This is a genomic window from Geobacillus sp. YF-1 (assembly GCF_052692335.1).
In genome coordinates this window covers 3,212,896-3,231,461 of sequence record NZ_CP199850.1, presented here as the reverse complement: position 1 = coordinate 3,231,461, position 18,566 = coordinate 3,212,896, and the positions used below count along the sequence as shown (strand labels likewise).

The 18,566-nt window shown below is 46.7% G+C and carries 17 protein-coding genes and 2 pseudogenes; 14 read left to right on the top strand and 5 right to left on the bottom strand.

Annotated features, from left to right (window positions below; translation table 11 throughout):
- Positions 1–2: 2 nt before the first annotated feature.
- Positions 3–470, bottom strand: a complete 468-nt coding sequence (locus ACTVIM_RS16005) for a MarR family transcriptional regulator (RefSeq protein WP_033842937.1) — start codon at positions 468–470, stop codon at positions 3–5.
- A gap of 201 nt (positions 471–671) precedes the next feature.
- On the opposite strand from ACTVIM_RS16005, the gene ACTVIM_RS16000 reads away from it, so the two are divergent.
- From ACTVIM_RS16000 to arsC, 8 genes and pseudogenes are all read left to right on the top strand, one after another.
- Positions 672–1,367: a tRNA-dependent cyclodipeptide synthase gene (locus ACTVIM_RS16000; RefSeq protein ID WP_033842938.1), complete on the top strand. Its 696-nt coding sequence runs from the start codon at positions 672–674 to the stop codon at positions 1,365–1,367.
- Between the two features lie 21 nt (positions 1,368–1,388).
- Entirely contained in the window at positions 1,389–2,597 is a 1,209-nt protein-coding gene (locus tag ACTVIM_RS15995) for a cytochrome P450, cyclodipeptide synthase-associated (RefSeq protein ID WP_445613180.1), read from the top strand.
- Between the two features lie 1,512 nt (positions 2,598–4,109).
- Entirely contained in the window at positions 4,110–4,622 is a 513-nt protein-coding gene (locus ACTVIM_RS15990) for a hypothetical protein (RefSeq protein WP_445613179.1), read from the top strand.
- A gap of 80 nt (positions 4,623–4,702) precedes the next feature.
- Entirely contained in the window at positions 4,703–5,836 is a 1,134-nt protein-coding gene (locus tag ACTVIM_RS15985; RefSeq protein WP_015375695.1) for an IS4-like element IS5377 family transposase, read from the top strand.
- Positions 5,837–6,179: 343 nt separating this feature from the next.
- Positions 6,180–6,983, top strand: a complete 804-nt coding sequence (locus ACTVIM_RS15980; protein ID WP_445613178.1) for a DUF692 domain-containing protein — start codon at positions 6,180–6,182, stop codon at positions 6,981–6,983.
- Between the two features lie 391 nt (positions 6,984–7,374).
- Positions 7,375–7,758: a DUF1360 domain-containing protein gene (locus tag ACTVIM_RS15975; RefSeq protein ID WP_445613177.1), complete on the top strand. Its 384-nt coding sequence runs from the start codon at positions 7,375–7,377 to the stop codon at positions 7,756–7,758.
- Between the two features lie 210 nt (positions 7,759–7,968).
- Positions 7,969–8,270 (top strand): annotated as a pseudogene (locus ACTVIM_RS15970) (ArsR/SmtB family transcription factor).
- Positions 8,271–8,334: 64 nt separating this feature from the next.
- Positions 8,335–8,754: an arsenate reductase (thioredoxin) gene (gene arsC / locus ACTVIM_RS15965; RefSeq protein WP_445613176.1), complete on the top strand. Its 420-nt coding sequence runs from the start codon at positions 8,335–8,337 to the stop codon at positions 8,752–8,754.
- A 254-nt stretch (positions 8,755–9,008) separates the two neighbouring features.
- Here arsC and ACTVIM_RS15960 read toward each other — a convergent pair whose 3' ends face one another.
- Positions 9,009–9,995, bottom strand: coding sequence for a Gfo/Idh/MocA family protein (locus ACTVIM_RS15960; RefSeq protein ID WP_445613175.1), 987 nt, complete (start codon positions 9,993–9,995; stop codon positions 9,009–9,011).
- Between the two features lie 99 nt (positions 9,996–10,094).
- A complete protein-coding gene (gene gloA2, locus ACTVIM_RS15955) occupies positions 10,095–10,481 on the bottom strand; it encodes an SMU1112c/YaeR family gloxylase I-like metalloprotein (protein ID WP_445613174.1) in 387 nt (128 codons plus the stop codon).
- 534 nt (positions 10,482–11,015) lie between these two features.
- On the opposite strand from gloA2, the gene ACTVIM_RS15950 reads away from it, so the two are divergent.
- Positions 11,016–11,180 carry a DUF4879 domain-containing protein gene (locus ACTVIM_RS15950; protein ID WP_128733418.1) on the top strand — a complete coding sequence of 55 codons (165 nt, stop codon included), beginning with the start codon at positions 11,016–11,018 and terminating at the stop codon, positions 11,178–11,180.
- 18 nt (positions 11,181–11,198) lie between these two features.
- Entirely contained in the window at positions 11,199–11,543 is a 345-nt protein-coding gene (locus ACTVIM_RS15945) for a hypothetical protein (protein ID WP_011888040.1), read from the top strand.
- A 240-nt stretch (positions 11,544–11,783) separates the two neighbouring features.
- On the opposite strand, the pseudogene ACTVIM_RS15940 reads toward ACTVIM_RS15945, so the two are convergent.
- Positions 11,784–11,984, bottom strand: a pseudogene (locus tag ACTVIM_RS15940) (ISL3 family transposase); the annotation flags it as partial.
- A gap of 531 nt (positions 11,985–12,515) precedes the next feature.
- On the opposite strand from ACTVIM_RS15940, the gene ACTVIM_RS15935 reads away from it, so the two are divergent.
- The 4 genes from ACTVIM_RS15935 (at position 12,516) to ACTVIM_RS15920 (ending at position 17,379) form a co-directional block, all read left to right on the top strand.
- The gene (locus ACTVIM_RS15935) at positions 12,516–13,808 is read left to right on the top strand and encodes a dihydrolipoamide acetyltransferase family protein (protein ID WP_445613173.1); all 1,293 of its coding nucleotides are present in this window, start codon (positions 12,516–12,518) and stop codon (positions 13,806–13,808) included.
- A gap of 67 nt (positions 13,809–13,875) precedes the next feature.
- Positions 13,876–14,955, top strand: coding sequence for a pyruvate dehydrogenase (acetyl-transferring) E1 component subunit alpha (gene pdhA / locus ACTVIM_RS15930; protein WP_445613172.1), 1,080 nt, complete (start codon positions 13,876–13,878; stop codon positions 14,953–14,955).
- The gene (locus ACTVIM_RS15925) at positions 14,956–15,933 is read left to right on the top strand and encodes an alpha-ketoacid dehydrogenase subunit beta (protein WP_445613171.1); all 978 of its coding nucleotides are present in this window, start codon (positions 14,956–14,958) and stop codon (positions 15,931–15,933) included.
- A 78-nt stretch (positions 15,934–16,011) separates the two neighbouring features.
- Complete coding sequence (locus ACTVIM_RS15920; protein WP_445613170.1) at positions 16,012–17,379, top strand: FAD-binding oxidoreductase; 1,368 nt, start codon at positions 16,012–16,014, stop codon at positions 17,377–17,379.
- A 328-nt stretch (positions 17,380–17,707) separates the two neighbouring features.
- Here ACTVIM_RS15920 and ACTVIM_RS15915 read toward each other — a convergent pair whose 3' ends face one another.
- Complete coding sequence (locus ACTVIM_RS15915) at positions 17,708–18,475, bottom strand: MurR/RpiR family transcriptional regulator (protein WP_445613169.1); 768 nt, start codon at positions 18,473–18,475, stop codon at positions 17,708–17,710.
- Positions 18,476–18,566 lie beyond the last annotated feature (91 nt).

Sequence of the window (18,566 nt, the reverse complement as noted above, 5' to 3'; positions counted from 1 at the left end):
TCCTACTTCATATTTTCATTTTTCAAATGATTAGTAAGCGTATTTAAAAATAATATGATTGTTTCAAGTTGTTCCTTATTGAAGTTATCTAAAAGTGATAAATATTTTTCTTCAGCCTCCTTATGCAGCTTCTCATGAATTGCGGCCATTGTTTCCCCTTTTTCAGTTAAAACATAGAAAATTTCTTTTTTATTTCCTTCATTTTGTTTTTCTCGAATAATCCCTTTCTCCAGTAACTTTTTGGTTGCTTTCGTTACCGCTGGTTTCGATATGTTAAGTTCTTTAGCTAAAGTCGTATTATTCATTAATTCATTTTCTTTCAGAAGCGCAACAATGTGAAATTGTGTCAATGTCCATGAAACACCGAACAATACGTTCTTATTATTGCTCGATTCGGTTCTTCTGAGCGATTCCCTAGTTGTGATGAATTCTTGTAATGCTTTTAGAACTTTCTTTTTAGTGATTTCCATTCTCATCCTCCTCACTATAGTTAACTGGTTAACAATAATGGTAAGGGAATTTTTATGTGTTGTCAAGGGGAGCGGATAATAATTTGTTCAATTCGATAATGTTTGACAATATTTTTTGGGTGTGCTATATTATCGTTAACCAGTTAATATTAGTCTGTTAATATTAACTAGTTAATTATAATTGAGGAAAGGGGTTTTTAAATGCAACAAATTATTAAAGATTTGTTCTATGTTGTTCCACTATCCAGAAATTGCGAGAAAATTTATAAGAATAAGACTCACATACTTTTAGGTATCAGTCCCTTTAACAGTAAGTTTTCACAAAACTATATTCATCAACTTATTGATTGGTCATCAAAAAATTTCAAAAATGTGACCGTTTTATTAGCTGGAGATGAAGCTAAGAACTTACTTGAAGCCCTCGGAACTCCTACAACAAAAGCGGAAAGAAAAGTCAGAAAGGAAATCAGACGTCATTTCCGTTTTAGCGAAGAAGCATTAAGGAAAAATGGTAGAGAGATTGATATATATACTTTTTCAGATTTTAAAAACAACAAAATTTATAATGAAGTTTATCAAAACGTAATTTATCACTTTGAAAAATATGAAAAATTTAGGAAATCTTGTTTGGCAATGTCTCATGATGCACTTTCTAGTCGAGCGAAGTCTTTAAATATGGAAGATATAGAAATTACAGACAATATGTTATTTCACGCTGTAAAATACGTATTAGCAGAACTACCTTTCTTTCTATCAGGTGCTTCAATTCTAGGCTATAAAGAGTCCGTGCTTGCATATCATAGACCGTGGAAATTAGGAGAGGAAATTAAAAATTCAGAATTTTATGTTAAAATGAGTGACAACCAAGGCTATATCATCTTGAAACAAATTAATTAATATTTGAAAGGAGTTTTATATATGCTGCAACAAAGTAAAATAAGTATTTTTTCAGAAGCTTACTCAAAAGATCCTTACAAGTTTTTTCCTTATTTTAGAACACAAGAGCCTGTTTTTTATGAAGAATCTATTGACTGTTATTTTGTTAGTAATTATGAAGATGTAAAATATGTTTTAGAAAATGAAGAAATATTTACTACTAAAATGTTAGCGAAACGAGCTCAACCAGTTATGCGTGATAGAGTTTTAGCCCAAATGACTGGAAAAGAGCATAAAGAAAAAAAGAAAATGATAATGAAAGGGCTAACAGGTGAAAATCTCAAACGATTACTTTCTTTATTCAAACAAAATGCTATTGAAGTCTTAACCCCTTATCTTAATCGTGGAAAAATAGACTTAGTAAATGATTTTGGCAAGATATTTGCTGTTCAATCAACAATGGATATGTTGGGCTTAGATAAAAAGGATCAAGAGCAAATTGCCGAATGGCACAAAGGCATAGCAAAATTTATTACTTCTTTCAATCTCTCTGATGAAGAAATTGAGTATTGCTTTTGGTGCAGTGAACAGTTAGAAAAATATTTACTTCCAATCATAGAAAGTAAAAAAGACTCTTCTGGAAACGATTTAATATCTATACTAAAAAGTTCAGAATTTAATGGCATAAAAATGACTTCTCAGGAGCTTCTTGCCTTAACATTGAATATTTTATTGGCTGCAACTGAACCTGTCGATAAAACTTTAGCTTTGCTATTTTACAATCTACTTCAAAATCCAAAACAATTCGAGGATGTAAAAAATAATCGCAAGCTTTTGAAGAATGCTATTAATGAAACATTGCGTTTTGAACCTCCAGTTCAATTTATTCCTAGACAAGTTTCTAGAGAAGTGACTATCAAAGGAGTTTTGATTCCTAAAAATGCAGTAATTATAAATATGATTGGTGCTGCTAATAGGGATCCTAAAGCCTTTTCAAATCCAGATAAATTTGATATTTATAGAAGCTTTGAAGATAATAAAGCTTTCACTAGTCACTCACAAAATCTAGCATTTGGGTATGGAACACATACTTGTGTAGGGGCTTCCTTAGCGCTTATGCAATTAGAACTTGTAGCAAATATTATTTTAGACAGTTTTAAAAACATTGAGCTGGACGAGTCTTTTTCGTATGGAGAAAAAGGATTATATACTAGAGGTCCAGTTTCTTTAGTTTTAAAGTTTACTACATAGTGAACTCGAGACTTTTCTGAGATTTAAATATATCAACCCGTGGTGCTAGATGAACTTGATCAAGCAAAAAATAGCCCTTGCCTGGCGGATCTCCTGTAGAATGAAAGTGCAACCTACCATTCGAAAGGAGAATCCCCGTGCAAGAGCACTTTCATTTTCCTGCAGATCGAGCTAAGATTCTTCTAAACTCTGTAACATAATCGCTCAACACGGAAAAAAATCAAGGCGTTATACAAAAAAGAGCGCTTTAGACATGATCGAGAGTTTGGTCATCATGCCGTTGTCGTAAGGAATTCCCATCTTATACCATAAAAAAACCTTCTATAGGGAAGGTGTATTTGGCATGCCTATCTTTCCATATTCCCACGGTCACAGCCTCCAAAGATATAGATAGAGTGAAGCCTTGGAGCTACTCGCTCCAAGGCTTCACTTGATGGCTATGGGGGTATTAGCACGAAAGGGGCCGAATCGGCCTCTTTTGTGCTTTCTCTTTTCCATCGGTCCACCAGGCGCGCTGGAAATCTTCATCTGAAAGAGCGTGCAAACGTTCCGAAAGAATGTGCAAAATCCGGAACAATCCGCAAAAATTTTGCACATTATTTCCGAATCCGCCTGAAATAATTTGAAAAAGGGATTCTGAAATAATGTGCTAATTTACAATAGAGAAACATTCGCATGTACTATGTTGTGGGCGATTTGGCTCTAGCCATGAAAAAAGCCATTTCGAGCGTGTTCAGGGGCTGTGCATAGGGTTGATTCTTTTCACGTGAAGCCTTCCGCAGCTAATTTTTTTCCCATAGCTCGGCTTGCAGATTGAGCCCACAGGATCTTTGCCGGAAGTGCCGCAACGCCTAGGGTGTGCAGGATGTGTTGTATGTATAGTATTATTTTTAAAAAATTTTATATTGACAATATATAATATATATATATATATAATTGGTAATGTATACGATTTTTAGTAGAAAAGGGGGGAACATGCGAGTAAAAGTGATCAAGAAGTCTAGGAAAAAACCAGCTAAAGCAACTTGTTATGACGTTAAACCTCCATGGCTACTTTAGAAACAATGGTTAGTTACTTTAGAGATTTTAATTATGGAATATTAGTAAAATTCAAGGATGGTTATGAGCTATATGTTTCGGAAGATGGGGAGGACGCATCTGTCTTTTTTTTCAGTCACATACTAGAGTACGAAGAATTCAAAAAAACACAAGAAGTGGAAAGAGTGTATTATGAGATATGTTAAGGAAATTCAATTTATTGCTTTACTATACTTATTTTTAATTTTGTTATCTGGTATTCTTTATTCCTACACGATAACTAGAATTGTATCTATTTCCCATATATCCCCTTTTTGGGTTATAATTACAAACTCAATTATTAGCATGTTCATTTTTATTGACTTTTCTTATATAAAGAAAATTTCAACTTTACATTCTCGGCTTATTAGTGCAGTGACAAGCTTTCTTTTATTGATACTATTTTTTTTGTCATTTATTCTAAAAGATCAAGGAATGATCTTATTAGCTGTATACGCCATTTCAGTTTTCTCTTCTTCGTATGTCGGAAGAAGTTTGGAAAGAAAAATATTCGAAGAGGAGAAACGCTTATTTGGCGGTATGGTGAAAATTAGTATAGTTGGGAATTTAGCGAAACTTATAGGATTTGGAGTAGGGGCTGTCATTTTCAGTATTCCTTTAAGTATATACATTTTCTTATCATTCATTTTGTTTTTAGTCATGGCAAGTGTAAATGTTGAACACGGTTTTTCATATAGCAAGACTTCTATTGCCGGTAAAAAGAAAGTAAATAGTTTATTTTTGTTACTATTTGTTGGGCTTATATCATCCATTCCCATTCTATGGATACCATCTTTAGTAGAAAGATTTAATGAGGCAGGCATGATCAAGTTATCTTTTATTCCATTTGTATTACCGGGAGCAATGAACATTTTATTTCTGAGATATCTGAAGGATAGGATTTGGAGTAAGTATATTCCTCTCTCAGGCGTGTTGATTATCCAATAAAATCCAAAGGGTATAGAAAAAAGAGCACCTTTCCTGTAGAATGTGAGTAGCGACACAAACAAACCCAGGAGGTGCTCTCTATGAACAAGCATACCACACTCCCGAATTTGATGCAAAAACTTGTTTCGGATGAAGAGATTCAACTGATTGCCGAAGCGGTTGGGTATCGTGATTCGTCTCGAACCTTTACGTTGCGCGAGTTGATTCACTTCTTCCTGCTGGCCGCCATGCATCAATGGAAAAGCTTTCGCCACGGAGCCGATGTGGGGCCTCTGTATGGATTGCCGCGATTCCATTATTCAACTGTATCCAAGAAAGCGAAAGAAGTTCCCTATGACATCATGAAACGCTTGTTGGCGTTGATCATTTCCAAGTGCAACCGCCAAACCCGCCGTTCGCTTCGGTTTCCCAAACCGCTTCGGGTGGTGGATTCGACGACCGTCACGGTCGGGAAAAACCGCCTGCCATGGGCGCCGTATCACGGCGAACGCGCCGGGGTGAAGCTGCACGTCGCGTATTCGCCGGAATCCTCGTTGCCGGCAGACGTGGTGGAAACCATCGGACTGCGTCATGATGGCCCGGTGGGAGAACAGTTGACGAACGCTCAACAAGTGCTGGTGGAAGACCGGGCGTATTTCAAAATCGAACGCCTCGATCGATTTGTGGAGCAACATCAGCTCTTTGTCATTCGGATGAAGGACAACATCGAACTCCATCAGAAAAAAAGCTTGAAACGCCTTTCCAGCACATCCTCATCGGTTCAAGCCGACTTCACGTGCCAGTTGGGGACGAAACAATGCCGCTCCACCAAGCGTCACCGGGTGGTGATCTTTCGAGATGCGAATGGCCGCGACATTCGGGTCGTGACGAACCTCTTCCATGCGTCTGCGGAAACCATTGCCGACATGTACCAACAACGTTGGACTGTTGAGGTCTTTTTCCGTTGGGTGAAGCAATATCTGAATGTCCCGACCTTGTTTGGCACGACGGAAAATGCGGTATACAACCAACTGTTTGCGGCGTTCATCGCGTATGTGTTGCTGCGATGGCTGTATGATCAAACCAAAAAACAGACGAACGTCTCTCTTTCCTTCATTTCGTTCGTTCGCCGTTTTTTCTCTGGGCAGCTTCCTCTCGATTGGAAATCCGGGATGGCCGCTGCTTTGTTTGAGTATGCCCAAATTTATGGAAGGCGTATGTATAATTTTGGATAATCAACACTCGTGTTCCTCTCTTTTACTTTATATTAACTGTGTTTTTCATGGTGATATATTATGTTGATGTCTCCCTTATTTTTCAAGTTATAGTACTGAGTACTATTATCACTCTAGGTGTGAGCATAAATGTTTATATAAATACGATTTTTCTTCAGAAAAATAAAACAAGGGACAAGAGGGAGCTAATGCAATTAATTAATGTTGTTACATCCGTCTCTACTTTATTATTTAGTTTTTTCGCCATGTACATTTCCCTTACTGTTCATCTGATGTTATTAATAAACGCTACGTTAAGTTTGTTTATTTTTGTATTTTTTGCGCGAATAAGGGGAGAAGATGAATGAAAATAGGATTATGTTACAGAGATTCTATTCACGAGGAATTTATTGATGAATTAATTAAATACGTAGATTTTCTCGAACTCATGCCCGATATAACTGGATATAAGGAGACTAAAAGGTTATTGAAACTATGTGAGGAAAATAATGTTGATATAGGTATACATTGTTTACGATCCTCCTTGGGTTCAAAAGAAGGAATATACAGACCGGCAATTGAACAGTATGCTTTCTACAGTGATTATGTAAATGCAAAATATTATTCAGATCATGTCGCCTATTCCCATATACATGGCATTTATTTATCGAAGGTTTTTCCGATAGAGTATACTGTGGAAAATGTACAGATAATGAGAAGGAATCTGGAAATTACATCAAGCTTTTTTTCTAATCCGATCTTAATAGAGAATATTACACAAAATAAGTTGTCTAATAAGAATGTCTTAAGTGAAGGAAGGTTCTTTAAAGAGTTACTGAAGGATGTGAATCCTCGTATAAAAATTTTGTTTGATGTAACAAATGCGTATGTAACAGCTTTAAATAATAACTATTCTTTTGAAGAATATACATCAGAATATCCTTTTGAAAGAATTGAATGTATTCATGTTTCTGGATTTGAGAGGGATCGTGGAGGAGTGCTAAGAGATACACATTCTAATTCTATCAATAACGAGATTTTGACATCAACAGAATGGATATTGCAACGCACGAATCCAAAGTACATACTTATAGAAAGAGATTTTAATATTCAATCAATTGATGATGTGCTAGAGGACATTTGTAAAATTAGATGCATCGTTCGATGAGCATCCTGTCAATATTATACTTCACATTTCGCACCTTAACAGGGTCAAAAAAAAGATTTTTTATTTTTAGAACCCATGGTGCTATATAGATGCAATTTGAAGCTTTACCATTTGCAGCTTTTACCGAGTATTTGATCGACTGTCGGGCGACCGAACAACGCCGCTTCCAGACCCATATATAGGTCTGTGAAACAGGCGGTTGTTCGGTCTTCCGTCACGCCTTGGTGTGACGGAGGCAAGCCTGTGGCTTGCCTTCGACAGTCGAAAATGGACAAACCGCTTTTCCGTCAAGGATGTGTTAGACTTCTTCGTTGCATCTATATATAGGTTCATAACGAAGCGCTTCTTGGTTCATACTAAAGGAAAAGCTCGCAAAAGAAAGGGACTCGCCATGCTTCGTGAACTCGACTGGATGACGTACATCATGATCATTTTGGCCAGCTATCGGTTCACCCACTTGATCGTCTTTGATAAGATCACGGAGTTTATTCGCAATCCGTTTATGAAAAAAGAGACAATCCAACACGAAGACGGGAGTACGGAAATCAAGAAGGTGCCGAAATCGAAATTCGGCTATTTGTTGAACTGTTACTGGTGCGCGGGGGTGTGGAGCGCGGTTTTTCTCGCGCTTGGGTATTTATTCATCCCAAAGATCGCCATGCCGTTGATTTTTATCTTTTCGATCGCCGGGGCGCAGGCGATTTTGGAGACGTTTGTCGGGGTCGGAACGAAGGCGATCGACCTTCTGTCGGCGGCGAAAAAGCGGATGGACTAACGCCTGCTGGCGGCAGAGGGCAGGGAACATTTGCGGGCGTGCTGGGAGCGGCACGCCCGTTTTTCTTGCTTTTGTCGGTATATGGCTATTGACTTATATAAGCACGTAATTATATGTTCATTGACAGAAGCAATCGTTGGTTGGCGTGACTGTTTCAATGAGGTGTGTTCGTTTTTCAATAAGTCAATCGTTTATACATCGCAACTCGCGATGGAGATGGAAGTGACAGCCCGGGTATTGAAGCTGCTCGGCGATCCGACGCGGCTGACGATTTTGGCGATTTTGCATAAGCGGGAGTGCTGTGTGTGCGAGCGGCTGGTGGTATTTTTGACCAGCTGGCATTCGCGTAAGTTGGCTGCTCCAAGCGGAGAGGGCAATGGGTATATGATTCGCTCCGCCCGCAAAGCGAATACTACTCGCTGTGGCAAGCGGTGTTGTCGTACGTTCCGGACCAAGGCGAACCCATTCGCAAAATCGAGACAGCGAATCCCGCGGCCCGCTGCGGGTGCTGATCTTTGACAGCGAGGTGAATGATGGTGGATGGTTGTGAACCGAAACGAAAGGTGGAATGAAACGATGAAGAAAAAAATCATTTATTTCTTATGCACGGGAAACTCATGCCGCAGCCAAATGGCGGAAGGCTGGGCCAAGCAACTGTTAGGCGATGAATGGGACGTGTACAGCGCTGGCATTGAAGCGCACGGGCTCAATCCGAATGCCGTCAAGGTGATGGAGGAAGTCGGCATTGATATTTCGAAGCAAACGTCTGATGTCATCGACCCGGACTTGCTGAATCGCGCCGATTTGGTCGTGACGCTGTGCGGCCATGCGGCCGACCATTGTCCGGTCACTCCGCCGCACGTGAAGCGCGTCCATTGGGGCTTTGACGATCCGGCGAAAGCGGAAGGGACAGAAGAGGAGAAACTCGCGGTGTTCCGCCGCGTGCGCGATGAAATTGGCGCGCGCCTCCGCCGTTTTGCCGAGACGGGTGAATAGGAACGGGGCGGCAAGGCGCAGAAACTGTCGCGCATAGGGTGCGCGGCAGCTGCTCACAAAAACCGATGGCTTGGCCCGTATTTTAGCCGAAGGTGACACCGTGGTTTCCAGTAAGGAGCTCGGTCCTCAGTCCTTGGTTAGTTGCACATACACGCTACTCGTTTTGCTTATCAACGGAATCCGATGAGGCAGAAGAACCGCCTGAAAAAAGAGTTCCAACCGGTCCTTATACAGACCTGGTTGGAACTTTTCGTTTATCGCTCGTCAGCGGGAAAGACGATGTCGGTTTGTCTTCGCGCTTCGTCCATGATTTCCATCGTCCAAAGCGAATGGCGGTGCGAGTTGATGGCAGACTCCCGTTCCCCGCTTTCGATGAGACGGATAAACTCTTCCGCCTCGTAATACATCGGCGGTTTGTCTTGCGGGACGGTGATGTCCTCGACGCGCCCGTCGCGGTAGCGAATGTCGATTTTCGCTGGCGTATGGATGGCGTCGATGATCATGTTTCCGTCTTCGCCTTGGATTTCTGAAGGCAAGTGCGAGTTTGTGATTTTGGAATAAAAGACGACTGCATCCATGTCCCCGTAATCCAACACGATGGACCCCTCGCCATCAACGCCGGATGCGAGCTTTACGCTTTGCGCCTTCACGCTGCGGGGCTTGCCGAACAAAACGACCATCGGGTACAGGCAGTAGACGCCAAGGTCCATGAGCGCTCCGTTCGAGAAAGCGGGGTTGAAGGCGTTCAGCACCGTCCCTTGTTTGTAGGCGTCATAGCGCGATGAATATTGGCAGTAGTTCGCCACATAGCGGCGGATGCGGCCGAGTTTCGGCAGGTGCCCGCGGATGGCTGCGAAGTTGGGCATGAGCGTTGACTTCATCGCTTCCATCAGAACAACGCCGTTTCGTTCGGCCGCTGCGATCATCGCCTCGACTTCTTTCGCATTCGAGGCGAGCGGTTTTTCGCATAGGACGTGTTTGCCGTGGTTCATCAACAAAATCGCTTGTTCAGCGTGGAACGCATTGGGGCTCGCGATGTAGACGGCATCAATGTCAGGGCTGCTCGCCAGTTCGTGTAAATCGGTGAACGTGCGCGGCGCGCCAACCTTCTCGGCAAACCGCTTCGCTGTCTCGTCCGTCCGCGAGCAGACGGCGGCGAGTTCAAAGGAATCGACGAGCCGCGCGGCGCCAATAAACGCTTCGGTGATCCAGTTTGTGCCGATTGTTGCGAATCGAACCATGTTGTTTGGCCTCCTTCATTTGTATCGATCCTCATTGTACCATAAACCAATGGAGAGGCTTCGTTTTGTCATCGTTATTGAGCAGGTGCGCTTTTCTCTCTAGTTTTCATACAGCTCGATCGGCAGCCCGTCCGGATCTTGGAAGAAGGTGAACCGTTTGCCGGTCGCTTCATCGATGCGAACTGGTTCGGGATTGATGCCATGGCGGCGCAAGTAGGCAATGGCTTCATCAATGTCATCGACGGCCAACGCGAGATGGCGCAAGCCGCACGCTTCCGGATAGCTTGGGCGTTTGGGCGGGTTTTTAAATGAGAACAGCTCAAGTTGAATGCCGCCGTCCGCTTCTAAATCAAGTTTATATGAGCAGCGGGCGGCGCGGTATTGCTCGCGGATAGGGCGAAAACCAAGAATGTCGGTGTAAAACCGTTTGGACCGCTCATAGTCGGAGCAAATGACAGCGATATGATGGATGGTCGCAAGGCGCATGTTCACTCCTCCTTTGTGTATGACGTCTTTTCCCTTCGGTCAACGGAGCGGGAAGGTCAATAGTCAACAGCCATGCCCTCCAACAATAAGGTTCTTCTGTCGAGAAGCCGTGTCCCCTACCACGTTGGATGACTAGCGAGGAGGGGATGGTTGGTTTTTCCTATTCCTCTAAAAGGCTTCCGAATGCGACTGTTTTCTTTGGCAGCGGTCGATGGGGATCATCGTCGCTTTTTCGATGATGCGTTTGGCCTTTGGCGCACAGGCCAGAAGTTGTTATGTTGCGATAATGACAACGTTTATCGAGAGTTGTCGAAGCTAGCGAAAAATGGTTCATCACCGAAAGATGCACTTGACTTTTAGGAACAAACATGATACTATCCCTCCTGGTTGCAAAAATAACAAAAAATGGAAATTAATCTTTTTGATTTTATTATTGTTGTAAAAAACGTTTTTTGTCAAGTACATTTTTTGGTAAAGAGTCGAATATATAATAAGGGACGAGACATAACAAATATTGCAAAAGAAATTATTGATATGAGAGAACCAGTAACAGATTCAAGCGGAATGGTTATTGGATGGATTAAATATTATGAAATACCACTAGATAAAGTAGAAAGTGGGCAATTCACTGTATCTGCAAGGGACTATTATCCACCTAACAATACTTTTTATGATAATCTTTATATAAATGTAGAGTAAAAGCAGAGGAGGAGAATTATGAATATCAATAAAGCTGCATTTGCCGCTTATACACAATTAACTTTAGGAGCTAAGTTTAGAAATCATATTCGAAACGGTGAGCCCTTTGGAGGAAGAGAAGGCCAAAATAAATCTATGGATTTCATAGAGTTTCAAAAAGCGCTTGAAGAGGATAAAGTTGTTAACAAAAATTTATCTAGAGAAACTTCAAAATACCATAAACAAATACTTGAAGACAAATTGAAGTACGGTACAAATGTCTTTTTCTCAACAGAGGTAGCTGAAATTGTCAATAAAGCGTTTAAGCTGGGACTGGTTGGAAACGATGAATATCTAATTTCAAAATATGAAGAAAGGGTGTAATACAACAAAATATCATAGAAGGGGCTGACCCAAAACGGGAATGCGTTTTGGGATCAGCCCAGCCCCCCTCTCGAATGAGAGGGAATTCTTTAAATTTCATTGAAAAAAAAAACAATATCTTAAGATGATATCATTAAGTGTTCCTTTATCCACTACCTCATAATCTAACGAATGTTTAAAATAACACTTTCGGAACAGTATAGTCAGCGAAGTCTTCCTAATACTTTCGACATAACCTCCCCTCTTCAACAATGCAATACGGCGTACGGCGGCACAGTCGCTAAAAAGATACCGGTCAAACCATTGGGTCAAACGAGTTTCGGCTTGCTTTCTTGTTTGGCTTTTGGATACGTAACGGAAATGCTGAAGGGCTTGATCAACATCACGTAAATAAGCACTTTCTTGGCACCATTGTCGAACTTCTTGTCTCTCTTCTTCTGTTCATTTCATTGTTTCCGTTTCGATGACATGTTGATGGTTCGTCCGAAGCAAGTCGGGCAGATCGGGCAATGAGGAGGGAGGGAACGTTCAAAAGTCCATCGTCTTCCCTCTTTTCGTTCTCCTTGAATAAGAAAGTCTGGTAAAGTGATCAAATCTTTGATAAACGGAGATGGCATGCGAAATTTCCTCCATGGTTGATGGTTTGGTTACCTTTATCATGCAGGAAAATTCGCATTTCTTTGTACCCTTGATCAGAAAACAACTTGATTGTCAAGTACATTTTGTGGTGAAGAGCCCGAAAAATGTCGGTCCTCCTTATATTGACAGGTTGACAATCTAATACTATCATAAATCTTGTAGGTTGGAAAATTTGGAATATTCGTTTGCTATTTTCGTAGAAAAAAGAATCCTCACCACGAGTTTTGTAAGCGCTTCACCACTAAGCTGCCTCATGATTGCAACACCATCGATGCTGCACCATTGTGTTTGTTTCCAATCGCAACACGAGAAGAAGGGGAAGGGGATATCGCCATGATCTATGAATTTAAGCTGCCTGATATTGGCGAAGGGCTGCATGAAGCCGAGATCATCCGCTGGCTTGTCCGTGAAGGGGATGTCGTCAACGCCGATCAGCCGATTGCGGAAATACAGACCGATAAAGCCATGGTCGAAATGACGACGCCGGTGGCGGGGAAAGTGGTGGCGCTTGCTGGGCCGGAAGGGGCGACGGTCAAGGTTGGAGAGCCGTTGATTGTCGTGGAAACCGAGGCGGCGGTCGCGGGGGAAGCGGCGCCGACTGAAGATTCGGTTCGGGAGCCTGTGCCTGCTGCCTGTGGAGAAGCGCCGCGTCCGGCCCGCAAACGGGCGATTGCGGCGCCATCGGTGCGCAAGAGGGCGCGGGAGATGGGCGTTCCGATCGATGAAGTGGAAGGAACGGGCGAAGGCGGCCGGGTGACGCTCGCCGATTTGGAGCGGTATGTCAGGGAGCGGGAGGCGGCCGCGACGGTGGCGGCAAGGGACGAAGCGAAGAAAGATGCCCTGCCGACCGGCGGCGCGGCTGGAGGACGGCAGGCGAGTATAGCCACATGGACATCCATCGCGGGCTTGGATGCCTTGTTTGAGGAAGAAGAGCGCATTCCACTCCGCGGGTTGCGCAAAAAAATCGCCGAAAAAATGGTGAAATCGGTGTATACGGCGTCGCATGCGACCGGGATGGACGAGATCGACGTGACGAAGCTCGTCGAGATTCGAAAAAGCCTTGCCAGCGAGCTGGCGAAGGAGCAGATCAAGCTGACGTATTTGCCGTTTATCATTAAGGCGGTGACAAGGGCGCTGAAGGAATATCCGATGTTTAACGCTTCGCTTGATGAAGAGACGAATGAAATCGTGTTGAAGAAACGGTATCACATCGGCATCGCGACGGCGACGAAGGCGGGACTGTTGGTGCCTGTCATCCGCGACGCCGATCAAAAATCGATTCGCGAGTTGGCCGTTGAAATCGCCGAACTTTCCGAGAAAGCGCACCGCCAGGCGCTTCGCCTTGAGGAGCTGCAAGGAAGCACGTTCACGATCACGAGCACCGGCGCGGGCGGGGGATGGTTTGCGACGCCGATCATCAATTACCCGGAAGTGGCGATTTTCGGGGCGCATGCCATCAAGCGGAAACCGGTCGTGATCGACGATGAGATTGTCATTCGCGACATGATGGGGATCTCGCTCACGTTTGATCACCGTGTCATTGACGGTGAGCCGGCCGGACGGTTTATGCGGACGGTGGCGCACTATTTGAGCCATCCGGAAGTGCTGCTGCTGGATGTTCGGTAGTCTCATTTGTTGAGCGGCATCAAGAGGCCGCGATGGTGATGGGGAAAACAATGGGGGAGGGGATTCGATGTTCGATCCAAATGAGCTGTCCATCGAGATGGTGCAAATTCTCGATGAACATGGGAATGGCGATGAACAGAAGCTGGCGGCGTTTTCTGATGGGTGGCTGCTTGATGCTTATCGGGCGATGCGGCGGGCGCGCGTCATCGATGAGCGGTTGTTGCGCATGCAGCGGCAAGGACGGATCGGGACGTATGCGCCGTTCAGCGGCCAAGAGGCGGCGCAAGTCGGCAGCGCCCTTGCGCTCCGAAACGACGACTGGATTTTCCCGAGCTACCGTGAAGTGGTGGTCTGTTTGTTGCAGGGCATGCCGCTTGAACAGTTTTTCCATTACGTACAGGGCCGCCTGTCGGGAAAACGGATGCCGGATGGGGTGAACATTTTTCCGACGCAAATCATCATTGCCGCTCAGACGCTGCATGCCGTCGGCTGCGCGTGGGCATCGAAATTGAAAGGCGAGCCGCACGTATCGGTGGCTTATTTCGGCGACGGAGCGACATCGGAAGGCGATTTTCATGAAGCGATGAACTTTGCCGCGGTATACAACGTGCCGGTCATCTTTTTCTGTCAAAACAACCAGTATGCGATTAGTGTCCCGTACGCCAAGCAGACGGCGAGCCGAACGATCGCGCAAAAGGCGCTTGCCTACGGGATGAAAGGAGTGCTGGTTGACGGCAACGACGTGTTGGCGGTGTATGAAACGATGAAACAGGCGGTCGATGCGGCGCGCCGCGGGGAAGGGCCGATGTTGATCGAGGCGCTCACGTATCGGCTTGGGCCGCATACAACGGCGGACGACCCGACGAAGTATCGGCGGTCGGAAGAAGTCGAAGCGTGGCGGCGGAAAGATCCGCTCCACCGCGTGCGTGTGCTGCTTGCGCGGCGCGGGTTGTGGACGGAGGCGCAGGAAGAAGCATTCGTTGCCGAAGTGAACGCGGAAGTGACAGCGGCGTATGAGGCCGCCATTGCCAGCCCATCCGGTTCCATTGCCGATGTATTCGATTATGTGTACAGCGAGGCGCCGAAATTGCTTGCCGAGCAAAAAGCGGAAGTGATGCGGCGCAAGCAGGCAAAAGGGGTGAAATAAATGGCTGAATTGACGATGATCGAAGCGATCAATGAAGCGATGCGCCAAGAGATGGAGCGCGACTCGCGCGTCATCGTGCTTGGCGAGGATGTCGGCGAAAACGGCGGCGTCTTCCGGGCGACGGACGGGTTGCTTGAGCAGTTTGGTCCTGACCGTGTGTTTGATACGCCGCTCGCTGAATCCGGCATCATCGGCACGTCGATCGGGTTGGCGATCAATGGCATGCGGCCGATTGCCGAAATCCAATTTCTTGGGTTTGTGTATCAAGCGATGGACCAGCTTGCCGCGCAGGCGGCGCGCATTCGCTTCCGCTCCGGCGGGCGGTTTTCGTGCCCGATCGTCGTGCGCAGCCCATACGGCGGCGGGGTGCGGACGCCGGAGCTGCACTCCGATGCGCTGGAGGCGCTGTTTACTCATTCTCCGGGCTTGAAAGTCGTGATGCCATCCAATCCGTACGATGCAAAAGGATTGCTCATTTCCGCCATTCGCGACGATGATCCGGTGCTGTTTTTGGAGCCGATGAAGCTGTATCGGGCGTTTCGGATGGAGGTGCCGGAAGAACCGTACACGATTCCGCTCGGCCAAGCGCGGGTCGTGAAAGAAGGAGAAGATTTGACGATCATTACGTGGGGGGCAACCGTGCCGCTTGTCACCAAACTGGCCGATGAGATGCGGACGAAAGGGATTGACGCGGAAGTGATCGATCTGCGCTGCCTTCAGCCGCTCGATATCGATGCCATCCTCGCCTCGGTCGAAAAAACGGGGCGGGTGATGATCGTCCATGAAGCGGTGAAAACGAGCGGATTCGGCGCCGAAGTGGCTGCCTTGATCAGCGAGCGGGCGCTATTCGCCCTTTCGGCCCCCATCGTGCGCGTCGCTGGGTATGACACGCCATACCCGGTGCCGTCGGTGGAAGATGATTGGCTGCCGAATCCAGCCCGTATCACGGAAGGAATCGAAACGTTGCTGCGCTACTGACGGATGGGCTGCCCAGCGCCCGGTGATGGAAGGGGGCTGGTGCGGCCGGGCCATTCGATAGACAAAAGGGGGAGAGCGATGGGCGTATATGAATCGCTGCTGGAACTGATCGGCGACCGAGAGAGGGTGAGCCAAAACGAAACGGTGCTTGAGCACCATAGTAAAGGCATCGCCTACCATACGCCGCGCCAACCGGATGTCGTCGTGTTTCCAAAAACGGCGGAGGAAGTGAGCCGAGTGTTGGCGTTTGCCAACGAGCACCGCATCCCTGTGACGCCGTTTGGCGCCGGCACGAGTTTGGAAGGGCATGTCATTCCGGTTGAAGGCGGCATCAGCCTCGATATGACGCGAATGAATCACATTGTTGACATCCGACCCGACGATTTCCTTGCCATCGTTGAGCCGGGGGTGACGCGGCTGCAACTCAACCAGGCGCTCAAGCCGTACGGGCTGTTTTTCCCCGTCGACCCGGGGGCGGACGCGACGATCGGCGGCATGGCGGCAACGAATGCCAGTGGCACGAACAGCGTCAAATACGGCTTCATGCGCGATCACGTGCTCGGCCTTGACGTGGTGCTTGCCGACGGGTCGGTCATCCAAACGGGCAGCTTGGCGGTGAAATCGTCCGCCGGCTATCATCTTACCGGCTTGTTCGTTGGATCGGAAGGGACGCTAGGGATTTTTACCCGTCTCATCGTCCGCCTGCACGGCATTCCGGAGACGACAACGGCCATCAAAGCGTGCTTTCCGACGCTTGAGGCCGCGGCGCAGGCGGCGTTTGCCGTGTTGAAAGCGGGCGTTGAGCCCGGAAAAATTGAGCTCGTGGATGAGGCGACGATCGCCGCGGTTAACGCATACAAACAGACGGATTATCCGGTAAAGCCGACGCTGTTTCTCGAATTGAGCGGCAGCCGGGCAAGCGTGGACGATGGGACGGAACTCGTCAAAGAATTGTGCGAGTCCGAAGGCGCGGTTTCCTTTGTGGTCGAGACCGACTCGCTCGCTCGCGCCAAGCTGTGGGAAGCGCGCCACCATGCGGCGTTCGCCATTCAAGCCGCCTATCCGGGCAAGGCGATGCTCTCGACCGATGTGTGCGTGCCGTTGTCCGAGCTGCCGGGGGCGATCGCCGATACGCGTCGGCTTGTCAACGAGCAGAACATGACCGCCGCCATTTTCGGCCATGTCGGCGATGGCAACTACCATACCGTGCTTGCTTTTGACCCGAACGATGCCGAGGAGATGGCGCGAATCGAGCAAGTGCATGCTCATATCGTCCGCTACGCCTTATCGCGCGGCGGCACGTGCACAGGCGAGCACGGCATCGGCATCGGCAAACGGACGTTTTTGCGCGAGGAAAAGGGCGATGCCGTAGGATGGATGAAGCGGCTGAAACAATTGTTTGACCCAAATGGCATTCTTAATCCGGGAAAAATCTTTTTGCCATAGTGGACGCTCTGCATCCCTGCCTGTTGGCGGGGATTTTTCTTTTGATCGGCGGGCGGTGCAAAGGAGAAATCCGCTAAGCGTGCCTCAAACAACACAACAGTGTCAAGGCTGAGTTGAAAAAACAAACGCATTGTCCGCTAAACCTTGTATGCACAGCCCATTTTCGTCCTTGTAACATAGTGTTACAACATAGAAACAGTTGTTTTTCGTTTTCCTTTTGTTACAACAGGTCGCCATGCCCTTTACTTTTGCCCTCAGGCGCGGTTTAGTAATAGTAGATGGAGCCAACAACAAGGCGATGGCGTTGCCGCAATCAGCAGAGTTGGGCTCAAACGGTTGGGTTGCTGTCCTTTCCGATCGTTTCCGTCTCTCGTCCTAGCAGTCGATACATTTCTTTCGCTAACCGTTCGAGCAAGTAGATGACCGGGAGCTGGGTTGTGACATCCGTCTGTCCGATCCGCTCCGGTGTGGTGTAGTATGTCAAGTTGTAGTCCGAGATGTTCGCGAGTGTGCAATGTTTCCGGTTGGTGATGCTGATGATCGTGCTGCCGTTTTCCTTGAACCGGTGCACTTGGGCGAGCGTATATGACGTCTCTCCAGACACCGACAAGGCGATCACGGCGCAGTTGTGGAAATAATGGCCGTAAATCGGAAAAAACGGGTCCTTGATGTAGACGGAAAACTTTTGAAAGGCGGAAAAGTAGCGCGAGCCGTATTCAGCCAAAATGCCGGAGCTGCCCGATCCGACGAAAATGACGTGATCCGCCCGGGCGATCGCGGCGGCAGCGGCGAAAATCGCCCGCTCGTAGTCGGCGGTCAGCGTCCGTTCGAAAAATTCCTTAAGCGCCTCTTGACTGCTGATGATCGCGGTTCGCTTTGTCTCGCGCAAATACAGCTTCCATTTCGTTTTAAATTCACTGAACCCTTCGCATCCGACCTTTTTGCAAAAGCGGAGCACGGTCGGCGGCGAGACATGGACGGCCTCAGCGAGCTCGCGAATGCGCATGTACGCGACTTCATGCGGATGTTTCATCACGTAATCGTAAATGGCATAATCCAACTCGGAAAACCGGGCGATTTGTTCGGGGGTAAACATGACTACACCTCGCTTTTCAGAACAGGACGCGTGAGACCGGGCGATGGTCAACGGTTGCGTCATCTATTCATTATATCACGTCTAACACGGT